General features: G+C 59.5%; 21 protein-coding genes and 1 riboswitch. Of the genes, 10 read left to right on the plus strand and 11 right to left on the minus strand.

Annotated features, from left to right (window positions below; genetic code table 11):
* From cobM to SHM7688_RS12955, 3 genes are all read right to left on the minus strand, one after another.
* Positions 1-644: precorrin-4 C(11)-methyltransferase (gene cobM / locus SHM7688_RS12945; RefSeq protein ID WP_083499058.1), on the minus strand; the 644-nt coding region annotated here is incomplete at its 3' end.
* Positions 641-1018, minus strand: a complete 378-nt coding sequence (locus tag SHM7688_RS12950) for a cobalamin biosynthesis protein (protein ID WP_058240922.1) — start codon at positions 1016-1018, stop codon at positions 641-643. The genes cobM and SHM7688_RS12950, both read right to left, overlap by 4 nt.
* Positions 1015-2211, minus strand: a complete 1197-nt coding sequence (locus SHM7688_RS12955) for a bifunctional cobalt-precorrin-7 (C(5))-methyltransferase/cobalt-precorrin-6B (C(15))-methyltransferase (protein ID WP_058240370.1) — start codon at positions 2209-2211, stop codon at positions 1015-1017. The genes SHM7688_RS12950 and SHM7688_RS12955 overlap by 4 nt, the downstream gene beginning before the upstream one ends.
* Between SHM7688_RS12955 and SHM7688_RS12960 the strand changes: the two genes are divergently transcribed.
* Entirely contained in the window at positions 2210-2944 is a 735-nt protein-coding gene (locus SHM7688_RS12960) for a cobalt-precorrin-6A reductase (RefSeq protein ID WP_188128102.1), read from the plus strand. The two genes, SHM7688_RS12955 and SHM7688_RS12960, sit on opposite strands and share 2 nt — an antisense overlap.
* A gap of 26 nt (positions 2945-2970) precedes the next feature.
* Here the strand turns inward: SHM7688_RS12960 and cobJ are convergent, their stop codons facing one another.
* The 7 genes from cobJ to SHM7688_RS12995 are packed head-to-tail and all read right to left on the minus strand — an operon-like array spanning position 2971 to position 10999.
* On the minus strand, positions 2971-3735 hold the full coding sequence (cobJ, locus tag SHM7688_RS12965) for a precorrin-3B C(17)-methyltransferase (RefSeq protein WP_058240371.1): 765 nt from the start codon (positions 3733-3735) through the stop codon (positions 2971-2973).
* The gene (gene cobI / locus SHM7688_RS12970) at positions 3732-4463 is read right to left on the minus strand and encodes a precorrin-2 C(20)-methyltransferase (RefSeq protein ID WP_058240372.1); all 732 of its coding nucleotides are present in this window, start codon (positions 4461-4463) and stop codon (positions 3732-3734) included. The genes cobJ and cobI overlap by 4 nt, the downstream gene beginning before the upstream one ends.
* Positions 4460-5089 (minus strand): precorrin-8X methylmutase, encoded by a 630-nt coding sequence (locus SHM7688_RS12975; protein ID WP_058240373.1) that lies wholly within the window; start codon positions 5087-5089, stop codon positions 4460-4462. The genes cobI and SHM7688_RS12975 overlap by 4 nt, the downstream gene beginning before the upstream one ends.
* Positions 5089-6222, minus strand: coding sequence for a ferredoxin-like domain-containing protein (locus SHM7688_RS12980; protein ID WP_058240374.1), 1134 nt, complete (start codon positions 6220-6222; stop codon positions 5089-5091). The genes SHM7688_RS12975 and SHM7688_RS12980 overlap by 1 nt, the downstream gene beginning before the upstream one ends.
* Entirely contained in the window at positions 6219-9509 is a 3291-nt protein-coding gene (cobN, locus tag SHM7688_RS12985; protein ID WP_058240375.1) for a cobaltochelatase subunit CobN, read from the minus strand. The genes SHM7688_RS12980 and cobN overlap by 4 nt, the downstream gene beginning before the upstream one ends.
* 6 nt (positions 9510-9515) lie before the next feature.
* Complete coding sequence (gene cobW, locus SHM7688_RS12990) at positions 9516-10619, minus strand: cobalamin biosynthesis protein CobW (protein ID WP_058240376.1); 1104 nt, start codon at positions 10617-10619, stop codon at positions 9516-9518.
* Positions 10616-10999, minus strand: coding sequence for a DUF1636 family protein (locus tag SHM7688_RS12995; RefSeq protein WP_058240924.1), 384 nt, complete (start codon positions 10997-10999; stop codon positions 10616-10618). Before SHM7688_RS12995 ends, cobW begins: the two co-directional genes overlap by 4 nt.
* Before the next feature lie 78 nt (positions 11000-11077).
* A riboswitch (cobalamin riboswitch) is annotated at positions 11078-11293 on the minus strand.
* 40 nt (positions 11294-11333) lie between these two features.
* Between SHM7688_RS12995 and cobO the strand changes: the two genes are divergently transcribed.
* Genes cobO through SHM7688_RS13020 form a run of 5 tightly spaced genes read left to right on the plus strand, consistent with a single transcriptional unit; the run spans position 11334 to position 14559 of the window.
* Positions 11334-11951 (plus strand): cob(I)yrinic acid a,c-diamide adenosyltransferase, encoded by a 618-nt coding sequence (gene cobO, locus SHM7688_RS13000; protein ID WP_058240925.1) that lies wholly within the window; start codon positions 11334-11336, stop codon positions 11949-11951.
* Between the two features lie 2 nt (positions 11952-11953).
* Positions 11954-12424 (plus strand): metal-dependent hydrolase, encoded by a 471-nt coding sequence (locus SHM7688_RS13005; protein ID WP_058240377.1) that lies wholly within the window; start codon positions 11954-11956, stop codon positions 12422-12424.
* Positions 12421-12768 (plus strand): Lin0512 family protein, encoded by a 348-nt coding sequence (locus SHM7688_RS13010; protein ID WP_058240378.1) that lies wholly within the window; start codon positions 12421-12423, stop codon positions 12766-12768. The genes SHM7688_RS13005 and SHM7688_RS13010 overlap by 4 nt, the downstream gene beginning before the upstream one ends.
* Positions 12765-13109 carry a Lin0512 family protein gene (locus SHM7688_RS13015; RefSeq protein ID WP_058240379.1) on the plus strand — a complete coding sequence of 115 codons (345 nt, stop codon included), beginning with the start codon at positions 12765-12767 and terminating at the stop codon, positions 13107-13109. The genes SHM7688_RS13010 and SHM7688_RS13015 overlap by 4 nt, the downstream gene beginning before the upstream one ends.
* 1 nt (position 13110) lies before the next feature.
* Complete coding sequence (locus SHM7688_RS13020; RefSeq protein ID WP_058240380.1) at positions 13111-14559, plus strand: cobyric acid synthase; 1449 nt, start codon at positions 13111-13113, stop codon at positions 14557-14559.
* Positions 14560-14601: 42 nt separating this feature from the next.
* On the opposite strand, the gene SHM7688_RS13025 is transcribed toward SHM7688_RS13020, so the two are convergent.
* On the minus strand, positions 14602-15576 hold the full coding sequence (locus SHM7688_RS13025) for a GlxA family transcriptional regulator (protein ID WP_058240381.1): 975 nt from the start codon (positions 15574-15576) through the stop codon (positions 14602-14604).
* 74 nt (positions 15577-15650) lie between these two features.
* Here SHM7688_RS13025 and bcoG point away from each other — a divergent pair, with 74 nt between their 5' ends.
* The 4 genes from bcoG to SHM7688_RS13045 all read left to right on the plus strand — a co-directional run bounded on the left by bcoG (position 15651) and on the right by SHM7688_RS13045 (position 19618).
* Positions 15651-16565, plus strand: a complete 915-nt coding sequence (gene bcoG, locus SHM7688_RS13030) for a 3-dehydrocarnitine:acetyl-CoA trimethylamine transferase BcoG (protein WP_058240382.1) — start codon at positions 15651-15653, stop codon at positions 16563-16565.
* A gap of 206 nt (positions 16566-16771) precedes the next feature.
* Positions 16772-17329, plus strand: coding sequence for a lipocalin family protein (locus tag SHM7688_RS13035; protein WP_058240383.1), 558 nt, complete (start codon positions 16772-16774; stop codon positions 17327-17329).
* A 55-nt stretch (positions 17330-17384) separates the two neighbouring features.
* Positions 17385-18860 carry a carnitine 3-dehydrogenase gene (locus tag SHM7688_RS13040; protein ID WP_058240384.1) on the plus strand — a complete coding sequence of 492 codons (1476 nt, stop codon included), beginning with the start codon at positions 17385-17387 and terminating at the stop codon, positions 18858-18860.
* Positions 18857-19618: an SDR family oxidoreductase gene (locus tag SHM7688_RS13045; protein WP_058240385.1), complete on the plus strand. Its 762-nt coding sequence runs from the start codon at positions 18857-18859 to the stop codon at positions 19616-19618. The genes SHM7688_RS13040 and SHM7688_RS13045 overlap by 4 nt, the downstream gene beginning before the upstream one ends.
* Positions 19619-19636: the final 18 nt, after the last annotated feature.

Consider the following 19636-nt stretch of genomic DNA (forward strand, 5'->3'; position numbering starts at 1 on the left):
TTTTCGGTCACATCGGCCTTCAGGGTGGCGAGCGTGGTGCGGATGATCTGCTGATCGGGCCAGCTGGCGCGGTAGACCACAGCCACTGGGCAGTCTGTGCCATAGGCCGGGGCGAGATCGGAAATCACCTGATCCAGATTGCCAATAGACAGATGAATGGCGAGCGTTGCGCCGGTGGCGGCGAAGTTCTTGAGCGTTTCGCCTTCTGGCATGGAGGAGGCGCGCCCCGGGGTGCGGGTCAGCACCACGGATTGGGCAAGGCCGGGCAGGGTGAGCTCGGTTTGCAAAGCTGCGGCGGCCGCGGCGAAGCTTGGCACGCCCGGTGTCACGGAGACGGGAATGCCTTCGGCCCGCAGGCGGCGGATCTGTTCCCCCATGGCGGACCAGACTGAAAGATCACCAGAATGCAGGCGTGCCACATCCCGCCCCTTTGCATGGGCCGCTTTGCATTCGGCCACGATGGCGTCCAGATCCAGCGGGGCGGTGTTGATCACGCGCGCCTCAGGCGGGCAATGGGAAAGGATGGCATCGGGCACCAGAGAGCCTGCGTAAAGGCACACAGGGCAGGCGGCGATCAGGTCGCGCCCACGCAGCGTGAGCAGATCGGCGGCACCGGGGCCTGCGCCAATGAAATGAACGGTCATAGGCTGTCTCCTTGTGCGATGGCACAGGTGGCGCAGCGGTCCTCTGAAACCACGCGCCTGTGGGTAAGTTTGGCATGGGTGCCAATGGCCGCCAGCGCGCTGGCCTCGGCAATTGAGCCGGTGCCGCGCAGGGTTTGCACGGTGGCGGATTGTGTGGGTGTTTCCATGGCATGTAGCGTGTCGGGTGCGAGGGCGATCACAGGCAGGGCAAGCTCTGCGGCGAAGCGTTTGAAAAGCTCTGTTTCTGCTTTGTCCTGCGGAGTAGCAAGCGCGGCCAACGCTGGGACGCCATGGCCCCCGGCACAAGCCGCCAGCGCGCTGCGCAGACTGTCTAGAGTGGCTGATTGCCGAAAGCCAAAACCGGCGACATTCATTTGATCACGCTCCATTGCACAATGGGATAGCTGGACTTCCAGCCCCGTTTGCGGCCCAGAGGATTTGCATGGGCGAGCTCAATACGCAAGAGCTCGCCGCCATGTGCGCTGTGCCAATTGGCCAGTAAGACTTCGGCCTCCAAAGTCACTGCATTGGCCACAAGGCGGGCACCTTGGGGCATGTTTTGCCAAACCGTTTGCAGCATCCCTTCACTGACCCCGCCACCGATGAAAACAGCATCGGGCTGTGCAAGCCCTTCGAGGGCTTCCGGGGCAGCACCGGTGACCACGGTGAGGCGGTCCACACCAAGGTTTGCGGCATTTGTGCGGATGCGCGCGGCGCGCTCCGGGTTGATTTCGACGCTGGTAGCCTCTGTGCGCGGATGGGCGAGCAGCCACTCAATGGCGATGGAGCCAGAGCCGCCACCGATGTCCCAGAGGTGCTCTCCGGGCAAGGGGGCCAGAGCAGAAAGCGTCAATGCGCGGATCGGGCGTTTGGTGATCTGCCCGTCGTTGTCAAAAAACTGATCTGGGCGTCCGGAAGCCTGCGGCAGCGCGTCGGTGCCTTTGGCGTCAAGCGCGACTGACACGGGATGTGCGATTTCTGTCAATGTCATAGCGTTGGCCGTAGTGTGTCGAATGCGTGCACGCGGACCGCCCAAGGCTTCCAACACAGTGAGATCGCTGGGACCAAAGCCAATGTCGCTTAGCCAAGCGGCAAAATCGGCGACAGCGGCCCCGTCGCGTAGTGTGACAATGGCGCGCTCCCCGGTGGCAAGATGGGGGCGCAGCCGCGCGAAAGGCGCGGCATGTAACCCCATCGTGAGGGTCTGCTCCAGGGGCCAGCCCAAGACCGCAGCGGCCAGAGCCATGGTTGAGGGGGCCGGCAGGCTGCGCCATTCACCTGCGTCCAGAAGTTTGGTCAGACTGCCGCCTGCGCCATGCCAGAAGGGATCGCCTGAGGCCAGAACCACCGTTTTGCGCCCGCGCTGCTGCATGAGGATCGGCACACCATCGGCAAAAGGCACCGGCCAGACAATGGTCTCACACCTCAGATCCGGCAACAGCGACAGATGGCGCGCAGCTCCCATCACCACTTCTGCCTCAGACAGAGCTTTGAGGCTTGCAGGTGCCAGCCCATCTGGGCCATCTTCGCCGAGCCCGACAATGGTCAGCCACGGATTATCAGACATGACAGCCAAACTCCTTCTTCTCGGTGGCACAACCGAGGCCAGCCAGCTGGCCCGCCTTTTGGCCGATCAAGGCGCAGATGCGGTGTATTCTTATGCGGGGCGTGTGGCCAGCCCCAAGGCACAGCCGTTGCCCACGCGGGTGGGCGGTTTTGGAGGTGTGGCTGGGCTTGTGCAGTATCTGCGCGAGCATAGCATCACCCATGTGGTGGACGCCACGCATCCTTTTGCCGCGCAGATGAGCTGGAATGCTTATGAGGCCTGTGGGCAATTGGGGGTGGCGCTCTGTGCGCTGACTCGACCGGCGTGGCAAGCGGTGGAGGGAGACCGTTGGCAGCATGTGGAGGATATTCAGGGGGCTGTGGCCTCGCTGCAGGGCGTGCCCAAACGTGTCCTTCTGGCGCTGGGCAAGCTGAACCTGCCCGCCTTTGTGGCGCAGCCGCAGCATCACTATGTCTTGCGCCTTGTAGATACGCCAGACGTGGCGCCGCCTTTGCCCCACCACATAGTGATCGTGGCCCGAGGCCCGTTTGATCTGGCCGGAGATCGCGCGCTCATGCAAAGCCATGATATCGACGTGGTGGTGTGCAAAAACGCGGGCGGTATCGGTGCCGAGGCCAAGCTGCACGCGGCGCGCGAGCTTGGATTGCCGGTGGTCATGATTGACCGCCCCGCGCTGCCGCCTCGGTCTGAAATCAGTTCGGCAGAAGCAGTTTTGCAGCACTTGGGGCTGTGACGGTTGTATTATCCGGCGTCGCGGGATCATTTTTCGGCAGAGCGCGGCGTGTAAACGAAGGGCGCGCCGTCCCTCTCAATAGTTCGTGTCTGGCTGGACCCTAACAGCACCACGGTGCGCATGTCTGCCATATCGGGCGTGGTGTCCTGAAGTGGCACGATTTTTATGGTTTGATCCGGACGTGAGACATTGCGCGCAAAAATCATGGGGCGGTTGTCACCACAGGCTTCTTTGAGCGCCACAAGCGCTTTTTCAAAACCTTCTGGGCGAGACTTGGAACGTGGATTGTAAAACGCCATCGCAAAATCGGCCTCGGCGGCAAGGCGCAGGCGCTTTTCGATCAGGGCCCAGGGCTTGAGGTTGTCGCTGAGATTGATGGCACAGAAGTCATGGCCCAGAGGCGCGCCACAGGCGGCGGATGCTGCGAGCATTGCTGTGATGCCGGGCAGCACGCGAATGTCCAGATTGCGCCATTCAGGGGCACCGTGCTCCACCGCTTCGTAGACAGCGGCGGCCATGGCAAAGACTCCCGGGTCACCGGAAGACACAACCACCACGCGTCTGCCTTCACTGGCCATCTCCAGCGCATGTTGCGACCTGTCAATTTCCACACGGTTATCCGATGGGTGCAGAGTGAGGTTCGGGTTTTGCGCCACGCGTTCCACATAGGGAATATAGCCGACAGCATCTGTTGCCTCTGCCAGAGCAGCTTGCACCTGTGGTGTTACGAGTGCGTCGTCACCGGGGCCAATGCCCACAATCTGCACCCAGCCTTTTGATCCAGCGCTCATGGGCGGCGTCCCTGTCCGTGCACAACGATGATGGAGAAATAAGGGGTCACATCTTCGGTCATTTCCGAAAGTTTCAGGACGTTTTGATTGGGCATGGTGGCGTATTGCACAATCCATGCATCGCCATAGCGGCCTGCGGATTTGAGCGCGGAGATGACTTTCTCAAAATTTGTGCCGATCTTCATCACCACCAGTGCGTCGGTGCGGGCGATATAGTCGGTGAGCGTGTCTTCGGGCAGGGTGCCTGTCAGCACGGTTAGAACGTCATCTCCCCAGGTGATGGGAGCGGCGGTTGCTGTCCACGCGCCCGACATGCCGGTGATGGCAGGCACCACTTTCACAGGCACCACGTTGCGCACGCGTTCATAGATATGCATGAACGACCCGTAGAAAAACGGATCACCTTCGCAAAGTACAACCACGTCATCGCCGCGCTGGGCGAGCGTGATCAAGTGCTGTGTGACCTCTTCGTAGAACTCAGAGAGCATTTCATTGTAGCGCGGATCAGACAGAGGGATTTCCGTCGTGACGGGATATTCCATTGGAAATTCCACCACAGTGTCTGGCAAAAGCCCTTCCACAATCTGGCGCGCCTGACCTTTGCGGCCTGCTTTGCGGAAAAACGCCACATGTTTGGCCTCGGTCAACAACCGATGCGCGCGCACGCTCATCAGGTCCGGGTCGCCGGGGCCAAGGCCGACGCCATGGATTGTGCCAACCGCGCTCATTCTTTGCGGCTCGCAATGGCGTTGATCGCGGCCACGGTCATGGCAGAGCCGCCAAGGCGGCCTTCAACAATCATGCAGGGGACGGGTTGATCGGCAAAGAGCGCATCTTTGCTTTCCTTGGCACCGATAAAGCCCACAGGACAACCGATGATGGCAGCTGGGCGCGGGCACTCTGGATCTTCGAGCATGTTGAGCAGGTGAAACAGCGCCGTTGGGGCATTGCCGATGGCCACGATCGCGCCGCCAAGACGATCGCGCCAATGTTCAAGCGCAGCCGCAGAGCGCGTGTTGCCCATTTCCTTGGCCAGATCGTAGATCCCGTCAGCATGCAGGGTGCAGATCACCTCGTTGTTGGCTGGCAACCGGGGGCGGGTGACTCCTTCAGACACCATGCGGGCATCGCAAAAGATCGGCGCGCCATTTTCCATCGCCGTGCGGGCGGCTGCGACCATGCCGGGGGTGAATTTCACGAATTTCTCCAAGCCCACCATGCCTGCGGCGTGGATCATGCGCACAACAACTTGTTCTTCGTCTTTGTCAAATTCAGAGAGTTCCGCTTCGCGCCGGATGGTTGCAAAGCTCTCATCATAAATGGCCTGACCATTTTTTTCATATTCGTAGGGCACTAAAGCTCTCCTCGGGCTTTCATGAGGGTGCGCGGCGCAAGGCCATATTTTTGGGGGGAATCCCATGCGCGGCCATTTTTGACAAGATCAAAGACGCCGTCGCGGCCCACAAGTGTGGTGCTGCAGGGTTGTGGATGCGCACAGCCTTTGGCGCAACCGGACACATGCAGCGGGCCTTTGATTTCAGAAGCGAGCGCGCGCGCGAGATCGCGGGTTTCCACAGTGGATGATGTGCAAAGCGGCGCGCCGGGGCAGGCATCAGTATGCAGCAGCGGGTCATTTGCACGGGTGATAAATGCGTCGGTCTCAATGGCCTCTGCGCTCTCCAGCAAGAACAGACGCCATGGCGTGGCCCGCAGGGCGGTTGCTTTGCTGGCCTGCATGACATGTTTCAGAACGCGCGCTTCGATCTGACCAAAAGCGGCGCCCAAGACGGCACCAAGTGGTCTGTCTCCGGGCGTCAAAGCGGGTGCAGGGGCGGCGGGCAGCACGGCTTGCCAATCTGCGGGCAGAGGATTGCATGCCGTATGTTGCGCCATGCGGCGGCTTTTGATGCCGCCGGTGTCGATAAACCAGTGTGCCATTTCAATCAGCGCATCTACCGCGTTGTCTGCATTGATCGCGCGACCGCGTGACGCGCCATCTGCGCGCAGAAGCAGGGCACCGTTGCTGTCGCGCTCAAAGCGGAAGTCTGCGGAATTTTTTGTGAACTGCGGCGCGCCATCAATGTCGATGGCATAGCCCACTTTGGCTGGCAGTTCTGGCAAATCTGCCAAGCGACGCATAAGCGCATGCGCGATCTGTGTGGTGCTGTCGCCTTCGGTCCAAAGCGGGGGTATCAAGATATTGCGACGGCTTTCCAGAAGTGGGTCATCCGGAAGCAAATCCAAGGCTGCCAAGCGCTCAAGCACAGCTGTGTGATTTGCCTCAGTCACGCCCCGAATTTGCAGGTTTGCACGGCTTGTGAGGTCAATCAGTCCGGAACCAAAGGAGAGTGCGGTGTCACACAGGCCGGTCACTTGATCTGCGGTCAAACGTGCCAAGACCGGGCGCACGCGGACGACCAATCCATCACCCGACATCATCGGTCTGTAGGCACCGGGGCACCAGCCTTTTGCCTCTGGACGGCTCATGAAGCCTGTTCCAGATTCGCCAGAATGGAATTGCGGCGGGTGACCCAGAGGCCAGCGGCATGTAGTGCGGCAAAGCGGTCGCGCATTGCGGCGAGGGCCTGTGGATTTTCGCGCTCCAGAAAGGCCACGATGTCTTCATTGCCTAGTGTGGCATCATGATAGGCGTCAAACAGCTGCGGGGGGACGGCTCCGGCCAGATTGGCAAAAGCCCCCATGTGATCCAGCGTTGCCGCAATCTCCGCTCCGCCGCGGAAGCCATGGCGCATCATGCCGGCCAGCCAATCGGGGTTGGTGGCGCGGGCGTGTACCACCCGGGCGATTTCTTCGGTCAGGCTGCGCGCGCGCGGGGCTTCTGGATTGGTGTTGTCCACGTGATAGAGATTGGCTTGCCCACCTGTGATTTTCTGTGCGGCTGCAAAGCCAGCTTCGTGAGCCGCGTAGTCAGAGGCGACAAGCACATCTGTTTCCGGCAGATCCTGTAGGTGCACAAAGCTGTCTGCGGCGCTGACGCGATCGCGAATGCCAGCGGCGTCTCTCGTGATCTTGTCGCCATCAAACGCATAGGAGGAGGCGTTGAGCCAAGCCTCACCTGCAGCTTTGCGACCCTCATCAGAGTAGTTTTCAATATCGCTGCCCATGCCGAGCCCATAGCTGCCGGGGGCCGGGCCGTAGACGCGCGGCGCTGTGATGCGGCCTGCAAAAGGGTTCCAATCGGCGGCTTCATCGCGTTCGGCCAATGCTTTGACCGCCTGACCAAACAGGGTCGAGAGCGTGGGGAAGACGTCGCGAAACAGGCCAGAGACCCGCAGTGTGACGTCAACGCGGGGCCGATCAAGAAGGGCGATGGGCAGAATTTCCACGCCAGACACACGCTCAGAGCCTTCGTCCCAGACAGGTTTCGCGCCCAAGAGATGCAACGCCATGGCGAATTCTTCGCCTGCGGTGCGCATGGTCGCGCTGCCCCATAGATCCACGATCAGGTTTTTGGGATAATCGCCTTCTTCCTGAAGATGGCGGCGCACCAGTTCTTCGGCCAGCTTCACGCCCTGCGCATAAGCGGAACGCGACGGCACGGAGCGCGGGTCGGTTGTGAAAAGGTTGCGGCCGGTGGGCAAAACATCATTGCGGCCCCGATAAGGGGAGCCGGAGGGGCCAGCCTCGATCCGTTTGCCACTAAGCGCGCGCAACAATGCGCTGCGTTCTGCTTTCGCGGATGGCGCGGCGTCAAAGCTGCCTGCCTCTTTGGGTGGGCGGCCATAGACATGCAGGCCGTCGCCAAACTGACTTTCTTTGATGTCACAGACAAACGTATCAATGCGGGTGATGGCCTCAGCCAGACAGGTGGCCTCATCCAGTCCCAGCTCAGCCTGCAGGCCAAGTGCGTCAGCTTCGTCGCGAATGTCACTCTGCAAACGATCCCGGCGTTTGGGATCCAGACCATCCGCATTTGAAAACTCATCCAGCAGCGTTTCCAACCGCGCAAATCTTTGCGGTGTGGCGCTGGTTTTGAGCGGTGGTGGCACATGGCCGAGAGTCAGCGCATTGATGCGGCGCTTGGCCTGTGCGGCTTCGCCTGGGTCATTGACGATAAACGGGTAGACCACAGGCAGATCCCCGATCAGCGCTTCGGGCCAGCAGGTTTCTGAAAGCGCAACGGATTTGCCCGGCAGCCATTCCAACGTGCCATGCGCGCCGACGTGGATCAGAGCATCGGCGGCGATCATCTCGCGCAGCCAAAGATAAAAGGCGACATAGCTGTGGCGCGGGACACGGGAGAGATCGTGGTATTCATCTTCGCGCAGGTGATCGCTGCCGCGCTCTGGTTGCAGCGCAATCAGCAGCTTGCCACGGCGCACGGCTTTGAAATGGAAGGACCCGTCCGCAAAGGAAGGATCGTCGCTTGGTGTGCCCCATGCGGCGGTCAGATTACCCTGCAAAGAGGCTGGAAGTTTTTCCAGTGCGCTAACATAGTCTTCGAGCGGCCATGAAAGGGTGTCGTGCAACAGGGCGTCTTGCAGCGCTGGCTGTGCCTCCTGTGAGACATCAAAACCGGCCTCGTCCAGATCTTGGATTATGGCATCAACGCTTGCCAAGGGATCCAGTCCTACCGCGTGGGCCATGTTCCAGTCTTTGCCGGGATAGGTACTCAGCACACAGGCAATCTGTTTGTTTTGATTGTCTTTTGCGCCAAGGGCAATCCAGCGTTCCACCTTGTCGGCAACGGCGCGGATGCGTTCGGGCTGCGCGTGGTGGGCAAAGCGGGAGTATTCCAGCGCCGGGTCTTTTTTGCCCGGCTCTTTGAAGGAGCTGACTCCCGCGAAGAGCCGCCCGTCCACTTCTGGCAAAACCACATGCATCGCCAGATCAGAGGGCGCGAGGCCGCGTTCTGACTCTGCCCAAGCTTTTTTACGAGATGTGGCAAGCGCCACCTGAAAAACCGGGGCCTCGGTGGCATCCAGAGGCGAGGTGCCGCTATCGCCCTTGCCGGAAAAGGAGGTGGCGTTGACGATCGCAGCGGGCTGCAAATCTTGTAGGGTCTGCGCCAGCCATTTCGCGCTATCAGGCACCTTGAGCGACGGGGCAAAGAGCCCGATGACATCAAAGCCGCGCGCGCGAAACTCTGCAAACATCGCCTCAATCGGGGCCGTATCGGCAGAGCTGACATAAGCGCGATAGAATGTAATGGCCACCAGAGGCTTGCTGGGATCCCGCGCTTGCAGCGGATCGGACAGCCCTTGTTCTGGTGTCCAGCCGCCGTGGGGTGGCAGCGTTTTTGAGCCCATGACCGGCTTGGCATAAAGACCGGCTGCCAGCGCAAGCTGTGCCAGCGCCGCCTGCGCGGCAATTGCGCCGCCCGTGTCACAGAGATGTGTCAGCCGATGCAGGGTGGAGACGGGCAGTGTTGAGGCCTCGTCCAAACGTTCATCAGGGCGCCCATCAGCAGGCAAAACGGCCAGCGCAATGCCTTTTTCCTGCGCCAGCGCGCACACCTGCTGAATGCCATATTGCCAATAAGAGATGCCGCCAATGAGGCGGATCAGAATGGCCTTGGCACCTGACAGTGTCTGTTCCACGTAAGTGTCGACAGACAGAGGGTGTTTCAAGGCTGTCAGATTGGCCAGCCGCAGCGTAGGCAAATCCCCGTTGCTGCGGTGCCAGCCCGCCGCGAAAGCCCCCAGATCACTGTCTGAGAAAGACAGCACGACAAGATCGGCCGGGGTTTGACCCAGATCCATCGGGGTGTCGGCCTCATCAAGGCCATGGCTTTCGCGAAAGACTACATGCATGGCGGTTTAGTCTATCAGAGCTGCGCGGATCGCTTCGACATTTACGTCACCCTGTTCCGCAATCACGACCATGCGCCCCTGACGACCTTCCTCTTGTTTCCAAGGGCGATCATACTGATGCCGCACGCGTGCGCCAACCGCCTGCACCAGCAGGCGCATTGGTTTGCCTGCAACCGCTGCATAGCCTTTCACGCGCAAGATATTCTGGTCTTTGGCCATTTTTTCGATTTTAGTGGCAAATTTGGCCGGATCAGACTGCTCAGGCACATCCACGACAATGCTGTTGAACGCGTCATGATCGTGGTCGTGATCATGATGATGGTGATTATCGTCATGGTCATGGTCATGGTCATGGTCATGGTCGTGATGGTGATGATGGTCTTCGTGGTGTGACGGGCGCGCGTCGATGTCATCCTCTGCGGCCGCTTCCAATCCCAGAATCACGCGTGGATCCACCACGCCTTCTGCCACTTCCACCACAGGCAGGGTGCGCGGCGCGGCTTTCAAAACGATGTCTTTCGCCTTGGCCGTGCCTTCCGGGCCAGCAAGATCCGGTTTGGTCAAAAGCACGATGTCAGCGCAGTTGATCTGATCCTGAAACACTTCCGACAGGGGCGTTTCGTGGTCCAGACCTTCATCTGCCTCACGCTGGGCATCCACCGCGGCGACGTTGCTTGCAAACCGACCATCTGCAACCGCTTCAGCATCGGCCAGCGCAATCACACCGTCCACGGTGATCTTGGAGCGGATATCAGGCCAGTCAAAAGCTTTGAGCAGGGGTTTGGGCAGCGCCAGACCGGAGGTTTCGATAAGAATGTGCTCTGGGCGCGGCTCCAGCGCCATCAGGGCTTCGATGGTGGGAATGAAATCATCCGCCACTGTGCAGCAGATGCACCCATTGGCCAGTTCCAGAATGTTTTCAGCAGGGCAATCCGGGATGGCGCAGGATTTCAGAATTTCTCCGTCTACACCAACATCGCCAAATTCATTGACGATGACGGCGAGGCGCTTGCCCTGTGGGTTTTGCATCAACTCCCGCACAAGCGTGGTTTTACCAGACCCAAGAAAGCCGGTTATGACGGTAACGGGAAGTTTTTCAAGCGTGCTCATTCGGGGATCTCCAGTGGGGGAATGCGGGCTATGCAGTTTTTGCGGAAGTGGGTGGAGCGTTCGCGCCACGGAACCAGACCATCGACGGTTTCAGCGTATTTGGTCACGCCTTCTGCGACCAGTTCCGCGTCATCTGCGCCAGTGAAATTGCCATAGACGTAGGTCCAGCGCTCATCGCCGCCGCGAATGGTGACCGAGCAGCCGGAATCGCAGTTGGAAAAGCAGGCAACGCCTTTCACGGTCACGTTTTCCGGCAAATCTGAGGCCTGTAGCGCTTCAAACAGCTGTGTGCCGGGGCGGGGCCCTTCAATGTCGGTGGGCTGGCCCGCACGGCAGGTGGTGCAGACAAGCAGGTCGACTGGAGCGGTTGCATCAGCCATGGTCATCAGTCCCTTTTCAGGAACGGGGGCACACGGGACACCTTTCTTCAGAGCCCGACACCGAAACACCCCGTCCGGTTCATGTCATTTCCGCTGGCAGGTCTCCCGGCTTGCGGATTTCAGGGACATGCCCTGACGGGCCGCCGGCCTTCCCGGAGTGCTCCAGTGGCTGTGGCGGACCTCTCCGGTCACGGTCGCGGGGGCGGCTGCGCTTTGGGCCTTGACGTCAGGCTCGTTTCACATTCCCTTTTCACCTGCTCAAAACGAGCAGAAACCAGCGACATTCCGAATGGGCAATGATCGCGGCTGTGTCAAGCGCGAACGGAGAGGCAGCATGTCTGAAAACACGGATCAGAACGAGCGTCACAAGGCCAAGATGGCAAAAATCAAAGCGGCACGAGACCGTATGATGGCCACCAAGACCGAAGAAAAAGGCTTGATCATCGTGCACACGGGACCCGGAAAAGGCAAAAGTTCTTCGGGATTTGGCATGGTGATGCGCTGTGTCGCCCATGGCATGCCGGTGGCTGTGGTGCAGTTTATCAAAGGTGCTATGGCGACGGGAGAACGGGCCTTTCTGGAGGAACATTTCCCCGATGAGGTGCAATTTCATGTGTCAGGGGAAGGGTTTACCTGGGAAACGCAGGATCGCGAACGTGACATTGCCAAAGCAGAAGCCGGCTGGGAGCTGGCCAAGGAGCTGATCCGCAACCCGGAGATCCGCTTTGTGATGCTCGATGAAATCAACATCGCGCTGCGCAATGACTATCTCAATATCGACGATGTGGTGGATTTTCTGTTGAGCGAAAAGCCTGAGATGACTCACGTTCTTTTGACCGGGCGCAATGCCAAGCCGGAGCTGATTGAGGCGGCGGATCTGGTGACAGAGATGACTTTGCTGAAACACCCCTTCCGCGATGGCATCAAAGCGCAGGCGGGGGTGGAGTTCTAGCAGTGCTGATCGCGCATCTCCCCGCAGGATATCTTGCGGCCAAGGGAGCGCAGGGTGCTGGCGCGTCAAAAGCCATTTTCTGGGGCATTTTGCTGGGCAGTATCGCGCCGGATTTTGACATGCTTTGGTTCTTTTTTGTGGATAGCCAAAGCACACATCATCACGACTACCTGACCCACAGGCCGATACTTTGGGCGGGTTTGCTCTTGTTTGGGCTTCTACTCCGGCGTCCGTTTCTGATCGCGGTGGGGTGTGGCGCACTGTTCCATCTGATGCTTGATAGTATTGCTGGTAAGGTAAGCTGGGGCTGGCCGTTTTTTGAGGGAGCGACGACGCTTGTGACGGTGCAGGCGACGCATGGTCATTGGATAAAATCCTTCATGGCCCATTGGACTTTTAAGGTGGAATGTCTGATCGTGCTTGTTGCTGTGGCAGTGTTTTTACGGTCAACTTTTAAAGGAAAATCAGAATGATAAAACGCCTTCTGACCGAATTTGGCATGGGGACTTCGCTGCGCCGTCAGGATTATACCGAGGCGGCAAGTCGCGCGGTGAAAGATGCGTTGTGGCACAATTCGATCAATCTTGCGGAGCTGTTTGGCAAAGACAAAGCGGAGATGATCATCACTGTTGAGGTCGCGGTGCAGCAGCCGGAACAGCTCGACACAGAGGTGATCGCGGCGATCTTTCCTTATGGCCAAGTCACTGTAAAGGCGGTGAAAGGTGGGCTGGATGTGCCGCGCACGGATGGCGGCAATCCGACCGTGATGGCCAATGTGGCCATTTCCGTGGCGCTTGATGTGGAGGATGTGGCATGAGCGAGCAGCGTTTCATCATCGAAATAGGCATGGGCAACGACCAATATGGTCAAGATTACACCAAAGCGGCTGCGCGGGCGATTGAGGATGCCATCCGGCATTCTTCGATTCCGCTGTTCGCGGCTTTGGGCAAGGATCCCAAAGAGATGCGGGTGCAGGTGACCGTGGGAGTACAAGCACCAGAGCAAGTGGATTGCGCCGCGCTTGTGGAAAAACTGCCGCGAGGCCGGGCCGAAGTGAAGGCCGTGTTTGGTGGGATGAATGTGACCAATCCAGATGATGGCAATGTGCTGGTCATCGCCTCAGCAGCCGTTGAGGCTTTTTTACCCAAACAGGTGTGATGTGACCAAAGCGCTTATGATTCAAGGCACTGGCTCCAATGTGGGCAAGTCAATGCTGGTCGCGGGGCTGTGTCGGGCTGCGGTGAAACGCGGGCTGTCGGTGGCACCGTTTAAGCCTCAGAACATGTCCAACAATGCGGCGGTGACCTCTGACGGCGGGGAGATCGGGCGGGCGCAGGCGCTGCAAGCGATGGCCTGTGGCAAGGCGCTGACGGTGGATATGAACCCGGTTCTGCTAAAGCCTGAGACAGATGTGGGTGCCCAGGTTGTGGTGCAGGGTAAGCGGCTGACCACGGCAAAGGCGCGCGATTACGCCAAGCTGAAACCGCAGTTGATGGAGGCGGTGCTAGAAAGCTTCAACCGATTGAAAGCACAGAATGATCTGGTGATTGTCGAGGGTGCAGGCAGCCCGGCAGAGGTGAACCTGCGCCGGGGAGACATTGCCAATATGGGCTTTGCGCAAGCCGCGGATGTGCCTGTTGTGCTGGCCGGAGACATCGACCGGGGCGGCGTGATTGCACAGGTCATTGGCACGCAGGCGGTAATCTCTCAGGAAGATGCAGCCAAGGTTGCCGGGTTTATGATCAACAAATTTCGGGGCGATCCCAGTTTGTTTGATGACGGCTATGACTTCATCAAACAACGGACTGGATGGCCTGGGTTTGGCGTGTTGCCCTATTTTGGGGATGCGTGGAAACTGCCCGCAGAGGATGCGCTGGACATCAAAAACGCCAAGCGCGACGGGGGGCTCAAGGTGGTGTGCCTTGGCCTGTCGCGGATTGCCAATTTTGACGATCTTGATCCGCTGGCACAGGAGCCCGGCGTGTCGTTGACCATGCTGCGCGCAGGCGCGCCGATCCCCGGCGATGCCGATGTGGTGATCATTCCGGGCAGCAAATCCACCCGTGGCGATCTGGCGTTTCTGCGTGCGCAGGGGTGGGATATCGATCTTGCCGCGCATGTGCGTCGTGGCGGGCATGTGCTTGGGATTTGTGGTGGGTATCAAATGCTTGGCGTTTCTGTGCAGGATCCGGATGGGATTGAGGGCCCTGCTGGGGAGACCGAAGGGCTGGGGCTCTTAAATGTGGTCACGGAGATGACTGCAGACAAGCGGCTGACCGAAACAGAGGCAGTGCATGTTGCCTCCGGGCAGAGTTTTTGTGGCTATGAAATCCACATTGGACGAACCGATGGAGAGGACCGCGCGCGCCCCTTTGCGCGGGTGGCTGGGCGTGATGAAGGGGCGGTGTCTGCGAATGGGCGGATCAGCGGCAGCTATCTGCATGGGATGTTTCGCGATGACGGGTTCCGCGCGGCTTGGCTGTCTGCACTTGGGGCAGAAGCGGGCCAAGCTGGATATGATGCCACTGTGGAGGCTGTTTTGGACGATCTGGCGGCGCATATGGAGCGCCATCTGGATGTGGAGGCTTTGCTGCGCGTGGCACGATAACTTCTTGCCTCCGGCGGGGATATTTATAGTCAAATGAAGTGTTTAGCGGTCTTCTCTTAGGGCGCGCACAGACGTGGCGTGGGCAGATTTGAAGGCGCGGGCGAAGCTAGTAGGGCTGGAAAAACCGGTCAGCAGGGCGATGTCGCGGACAGGAAGGGTGGTGTCCGTGGCCAGGCGCAGAGCCTCTTCCAGTCGCATGCGCAGGTAGACGGCTTGTGGTGTGGCCTGAAGATGGGATTGGAACGTCAGTTCCAATGTGCGTGTGGAGAGACCCAGAAGCTGAGCGACTTCTGTGATTTTCTTCGGTGCATCAAGGGATTGGCTCATTATGTCCAACGCCTTAGTCATCTGAGGGTGGTGGTGGATTGCACGTGGCAAAGAGATCGGGCGCTGGGCGCTGGCGGGCATTGGATCATAGAGAAAGGCGCTGCTGACACGGCGGGCCAGATCGGCACCGTAGCGGGTTTCGATCAGGTAGAGCATCATGTCGATACAGGGGCTGGCACCGCCGGATGTGGCGAAGCGGCCGGAGAGGCAAAAGCGATCGCGGATTGTGGTAACATTCGGAAATTTAATAGAGAATTCTTCTATGTCTTCCCAGTGTGTGGTGGCCGTGTGGCCGTCTAGAAGTCCGGCCTGCGCGAGAAACCAGGGGCCGCCATCGATGGCGGCGATAGAGGCACCGCTGTCATAGAGGCGGCGCAATGAGGCGAGCAGGCGCGGCGTGGCTTGCTCTTTGAGGCGAAAGCCCGCAACCACCAGAAGCAGATCGCAGGAGAGCAGTTGTTCGATGGCTAAGCCGTTGATCTGCAATCCACTTGTCAATGTCGCCGGGGCCTCTGTGGCGGTGTAGAACTGCCAGCGAAAGAGCGTTTTTCCGGCGCGGCGGTTGGCGGCGCGCATCGGGTCTACTGTGGCGGCAAAGCTCAGCGTGTTGCACTCATCCAGTACCAGAATGGCGGTGTTCAATGGCGTCGGGTTGGGATGAAAAATATTGGTTTCTGCGGATTTTGACATATCACCTGCGTAAAATGAAAAGTGTTGCGTGGCAAGCGCGGTACGGTTGGGTCAGATGTCAGAAAGGAATCACCATGCCGCTGCAAATGAATCGTGAGGTTTTCATCACCTGTGCCGTGACCGGTTCGGGCGGGACGCAGGATCGCAGCCCGCATGTGCCGCGTAGCCCGAAGCAGATTGCCGAGAGTGCGATTGCCGCAGCGAAAGCAGGCGCGGCGGTGGTGCATTGTCATGTGCGCGACCCGGACACCGGCGCGCCGAGCCGCGATCTTAATCTCTACCGTGAGGTGACGGACCGCATTCGCGACAGCGAGGTGGATATGGTGCTGAACCTGACCGCTGGCATGGGCGGTGATATGGTGTTTGGTGACACTGAAAACCCGCTTCCGGTCAATGAGAATGGCACCGACATGGTGGGGGCCACGGAGCGGATGGCGCATGTGGTGGAGTGTTTGCCAGAAATCTGTACGCTGGATTGCGGCACGATGAACTTTGCCGAAGCTGATTATGTGATGACCAACACGCCGGGCATGCTGCGTGCGATGGGGCAGATGATGACTGATCTGGGGGTGAAGCCAGAGATTGAGGCCTTTGACACGGGGCATCTGTGGTTCGCTACTCAGCTGGTAAAAGAGGGCGTTCTGACCTCCCCGGCGTTGGTGCAACTGTGCATGGGGGTGCCGTGGGGCGCACCAAATGATCTCAACACCTTTATGGCGATGGTCAACAATGTGCCCTCTGATTGGGATTGGTCGGCCTTCTCGCTGGGCCGGGATCAGATGGCTTATGTGGCGGCCTCTGTGCTGGCGGGGGGCAATGTGCGCGTTGGGCTTGAGGACAACCTGTGGCTCGACAAAGGTGTGCTGGCTGAAAACTGGCAGCTGGTGGAACGCGCAGGCACCATCATTGAGAACATGGGGACTCGGGTGATTGGCCCGGCTGAAGTGCGTGAAAAGTTGGGTCTGGTGAAACGCGCGCCGAAGGGCTGAGGTGTTGCGGCAACGGCAGCGGACGGTGGCACTAGGTTTGCGCTCAAATCGGATTTGGTGCGCAACACACGGCGTGTCTGTATTGCGTCGGTTTTCCAACGGTATCGCGGCGGTGCGATTTTCGGTGTGAAAATCGCACGCCTAAAGGTTGATTTCGTCCCATGGGATTAAGATTTGTCACAGGTGAGATTGAGAAAGGACAGCCTATGACACGCTTAATTTGGACAGCTTCCATAGCGGCCATTGCCGCGTTTGGCCTTGGGGCGACTTTGGCAAGTGCGGAGCGCTACCGTGATAGGCAGGTGCCGATTGAAGCGGTAGAGACGCTGGATCTGGAGCGGTATTTGGGGTGTTGGCACGAGATTGCACGCTTTCCCAATCGATTTGAAAAGGGCTGTGAAGGCGTTACCGCCGAATACAGCCTGCGTGAAGACGGTAACATCTCAGTGCTCAACAGCTGTCGCGAAGGGGCTCCGGATGGGCCGCTCAGCACGGCGGAGGGCAAAGCCTGGGTTGTTGAGGGTGGTCAGTTGAAAGTGACCTTTGTGCCTTGGCTGCCTTTTGCGCGTGGTGATTATTGGGTGCTGTGGATTGATGAGGCCTATTCGGTGGTGGCGATTGGCAATCCGGCGGGACGCACCGGCTGGATTCTGGCACGTGACCCGGTGATCTCTGAGAGTCAGCGCGCGGCGGCAGAGGCTGCGTTGGCCCAGAACGGATATGACATCGACAAACTATATGACGTGGCGCAACCGCCTCTCTGAGGCAGGGCGCCGGAGCGGTCGGTAAGACCGCACAGACAGGCAGGAGGAGAGTGCAGTGACAAAGACAGCAGCGATTATCGGCGGCGGGGTGATTGGCGGCGGATGGGCGGCGCGGTTTCTGCTCAATGGCTGGGATGTGCGGGTGTTTGACCCGGACCCGGAAGCGGAGCGCAAGATTGGCGAGGTGATTGCCAATGCGCGGGTGAGCCTGCCGGGGTTGAGCGACACGGCTTTGCCAGCGGAAGGCGCGCTGAGTTTTCATGAGACCATGTCTGAGGCTGTGCACGGCGCGGCTTGGATTCAGGAGAGCGTACCGGAGCGGCTGGAGCTGAAGCGGAAGGTTTATCAGACCTTGCAGGAGCATTGCGCCGAGGATGCCATCATCGGCAGCTCCACCAGTGGGTTTAAGCCAAGCGAATTGCAGGGCTGCGCCTCGCGGCCTGAGCAGATCGTGGTGACCCATCCGTTTAATCCTGTCTACCTGATGCCGTTGATTGAGGTGGTGCCCACCGAGAAGAACCCACCGGAGATGGTGGCGCGGGTAAAGGAGATCCTGACCGGGGTGGGCATGTTCCCGCTGCATGTGCGCAAGGAGATTGATGCCCATATTGCGGATCGTTTTTTGGAGGCCGTGTGGCGTGAGGCGCTGTGGCTGGTGAAAGACGGGATTGCCACGACCGAGGAGATTGATGAGGCGATCCGTATGGGCTTTGGCATTCGCTGGGCGCAGATGGGGCTGTTTGACACCTATCGCGTGGCGGGTGGTGAGGCCGGGATGAAGCATTTCATGGCGCAGTTTGGCCCTGCGTTGGAATGGCCCTGGACCAAGCTGATGGATGTGCCCGAGTTCACCGAGGAGCTGGTGGATCTGATTGCGGGGCAGTCTGACGCGCAATCCGGCCATATGAGCATTCGTGAGATGGAGCGCATTCGCGACAACAATCTGGTGGCGATGATGCGGGCCTTGAAGGCGCAGGATTTTGCCTCCGGTGCGGTGTTGAACCAGCATGATGCCAAGCTCTCTGCCGAGGCGGGTATGGTGCGCACAGCCCGCGAGATTGCGGACCCGAGCCAGCCGATTGTGACCGTGCGCCGGGCGGTGCCGATCGACTGGCTGGATTACAACGGGCATATGACCGAGAGCCGCTATCTGCATGCCTTTGCCGATGCCACCGATCGGCTGATGGAGATCATTGGCTGTGATCAGGCCTATATCGCCACGGGTGGGAGCTTTTTCACCGCGGAGACCCATATCCGGCACATAGATGAGACACATCTGGGCAGTGTGATCGAGGTACATACCCGCGTGCTGATGGGGGAAGGCAAGAAGATGCATGTCTTCCATGAGATGTATGCGGGCGAAAAACTTTTGGCGACGGGGGAGCATATCCTGATCCATGTGAGCCTAGAGACCCGTAGGCCAGCGCCGTTTAGCGAAGAAATCGCCGCCAATCTGAAGATGATCTGTGAAGCGCAGGCGAAGTTGCCCGCTCCGGAGGGGGCTGGGCGCTATGTGGGGCAGCCGCGATGAGTGGGCGGGTTCTGATCACGGCGGGAGCCTCTGGGGTTGGCTTTGCCATGGCGGAGGCTTTTGCGCGTGATGGCTGGCAGGTGTGGATTGCAGATGTGGATGGTGCGGCCTTGGCTGCCGCGCCAGAGAATTGGCGCAAAACTGAGATGAGTGTCACCGACGAAAGCGCTGTTTCTGCGTTGTTTTCTGAGATTGACGCGACTTGGGGCGGTTTGGATGCGCTTTGCGCAAATGCCGGTGTTGCGGGGCCTACTGCGGCAGTGGAGGATATAAATCTGCAGGACTGGCAGGCCTGTGTGGCGGTCAATCTGGAAGGGGCGTTTCTTGCGGCAAAATATGCGGCGCCGATGATGAAGGCGGCGGGCCGGGGTGCGATTGTGGTCACCAGCTCTACGGCGGGGCAATATGGCTATCCCTATCGTGCGCCCTATGCGGCGGCCAAATGGGCGGTAGTTGGATTGACCAAGACGCTGGCGATGGAGCTTGGGCCGCATGGGGTGCGGGCGAATGTGATTTGCCCCGGTGCGGTGGAAGGGGCGCGCATGGAAGGCGTGCTGGCGCGGGAAGCGGCGGCCAAGGGCATGACGCGCGATCAGGTCTATGAGGGTTATGCCTCTGGCACGGCGCTGGGGGCGTTTGTGGAGGGCCGGGATGTGGCGGATATGGCCGCGTTTCTGGCCTCTGACAAGGCGCGGATGATCAGCGGGCAGGTGATCGCGGTGGATGGGTTTACCATCAACCCGGACCCTCAACTCTAGAGGCGCGCCGGGGTCTTC

The organism is Shimia marina (genome assembly GCF_001458175.1).
Classification (GTDB): Bacteria; Pseudomonadota; Alphaproteobacteria; order Rhodobacterales; family Rhodobacteraceae; genus Shimia; species Shimia marina.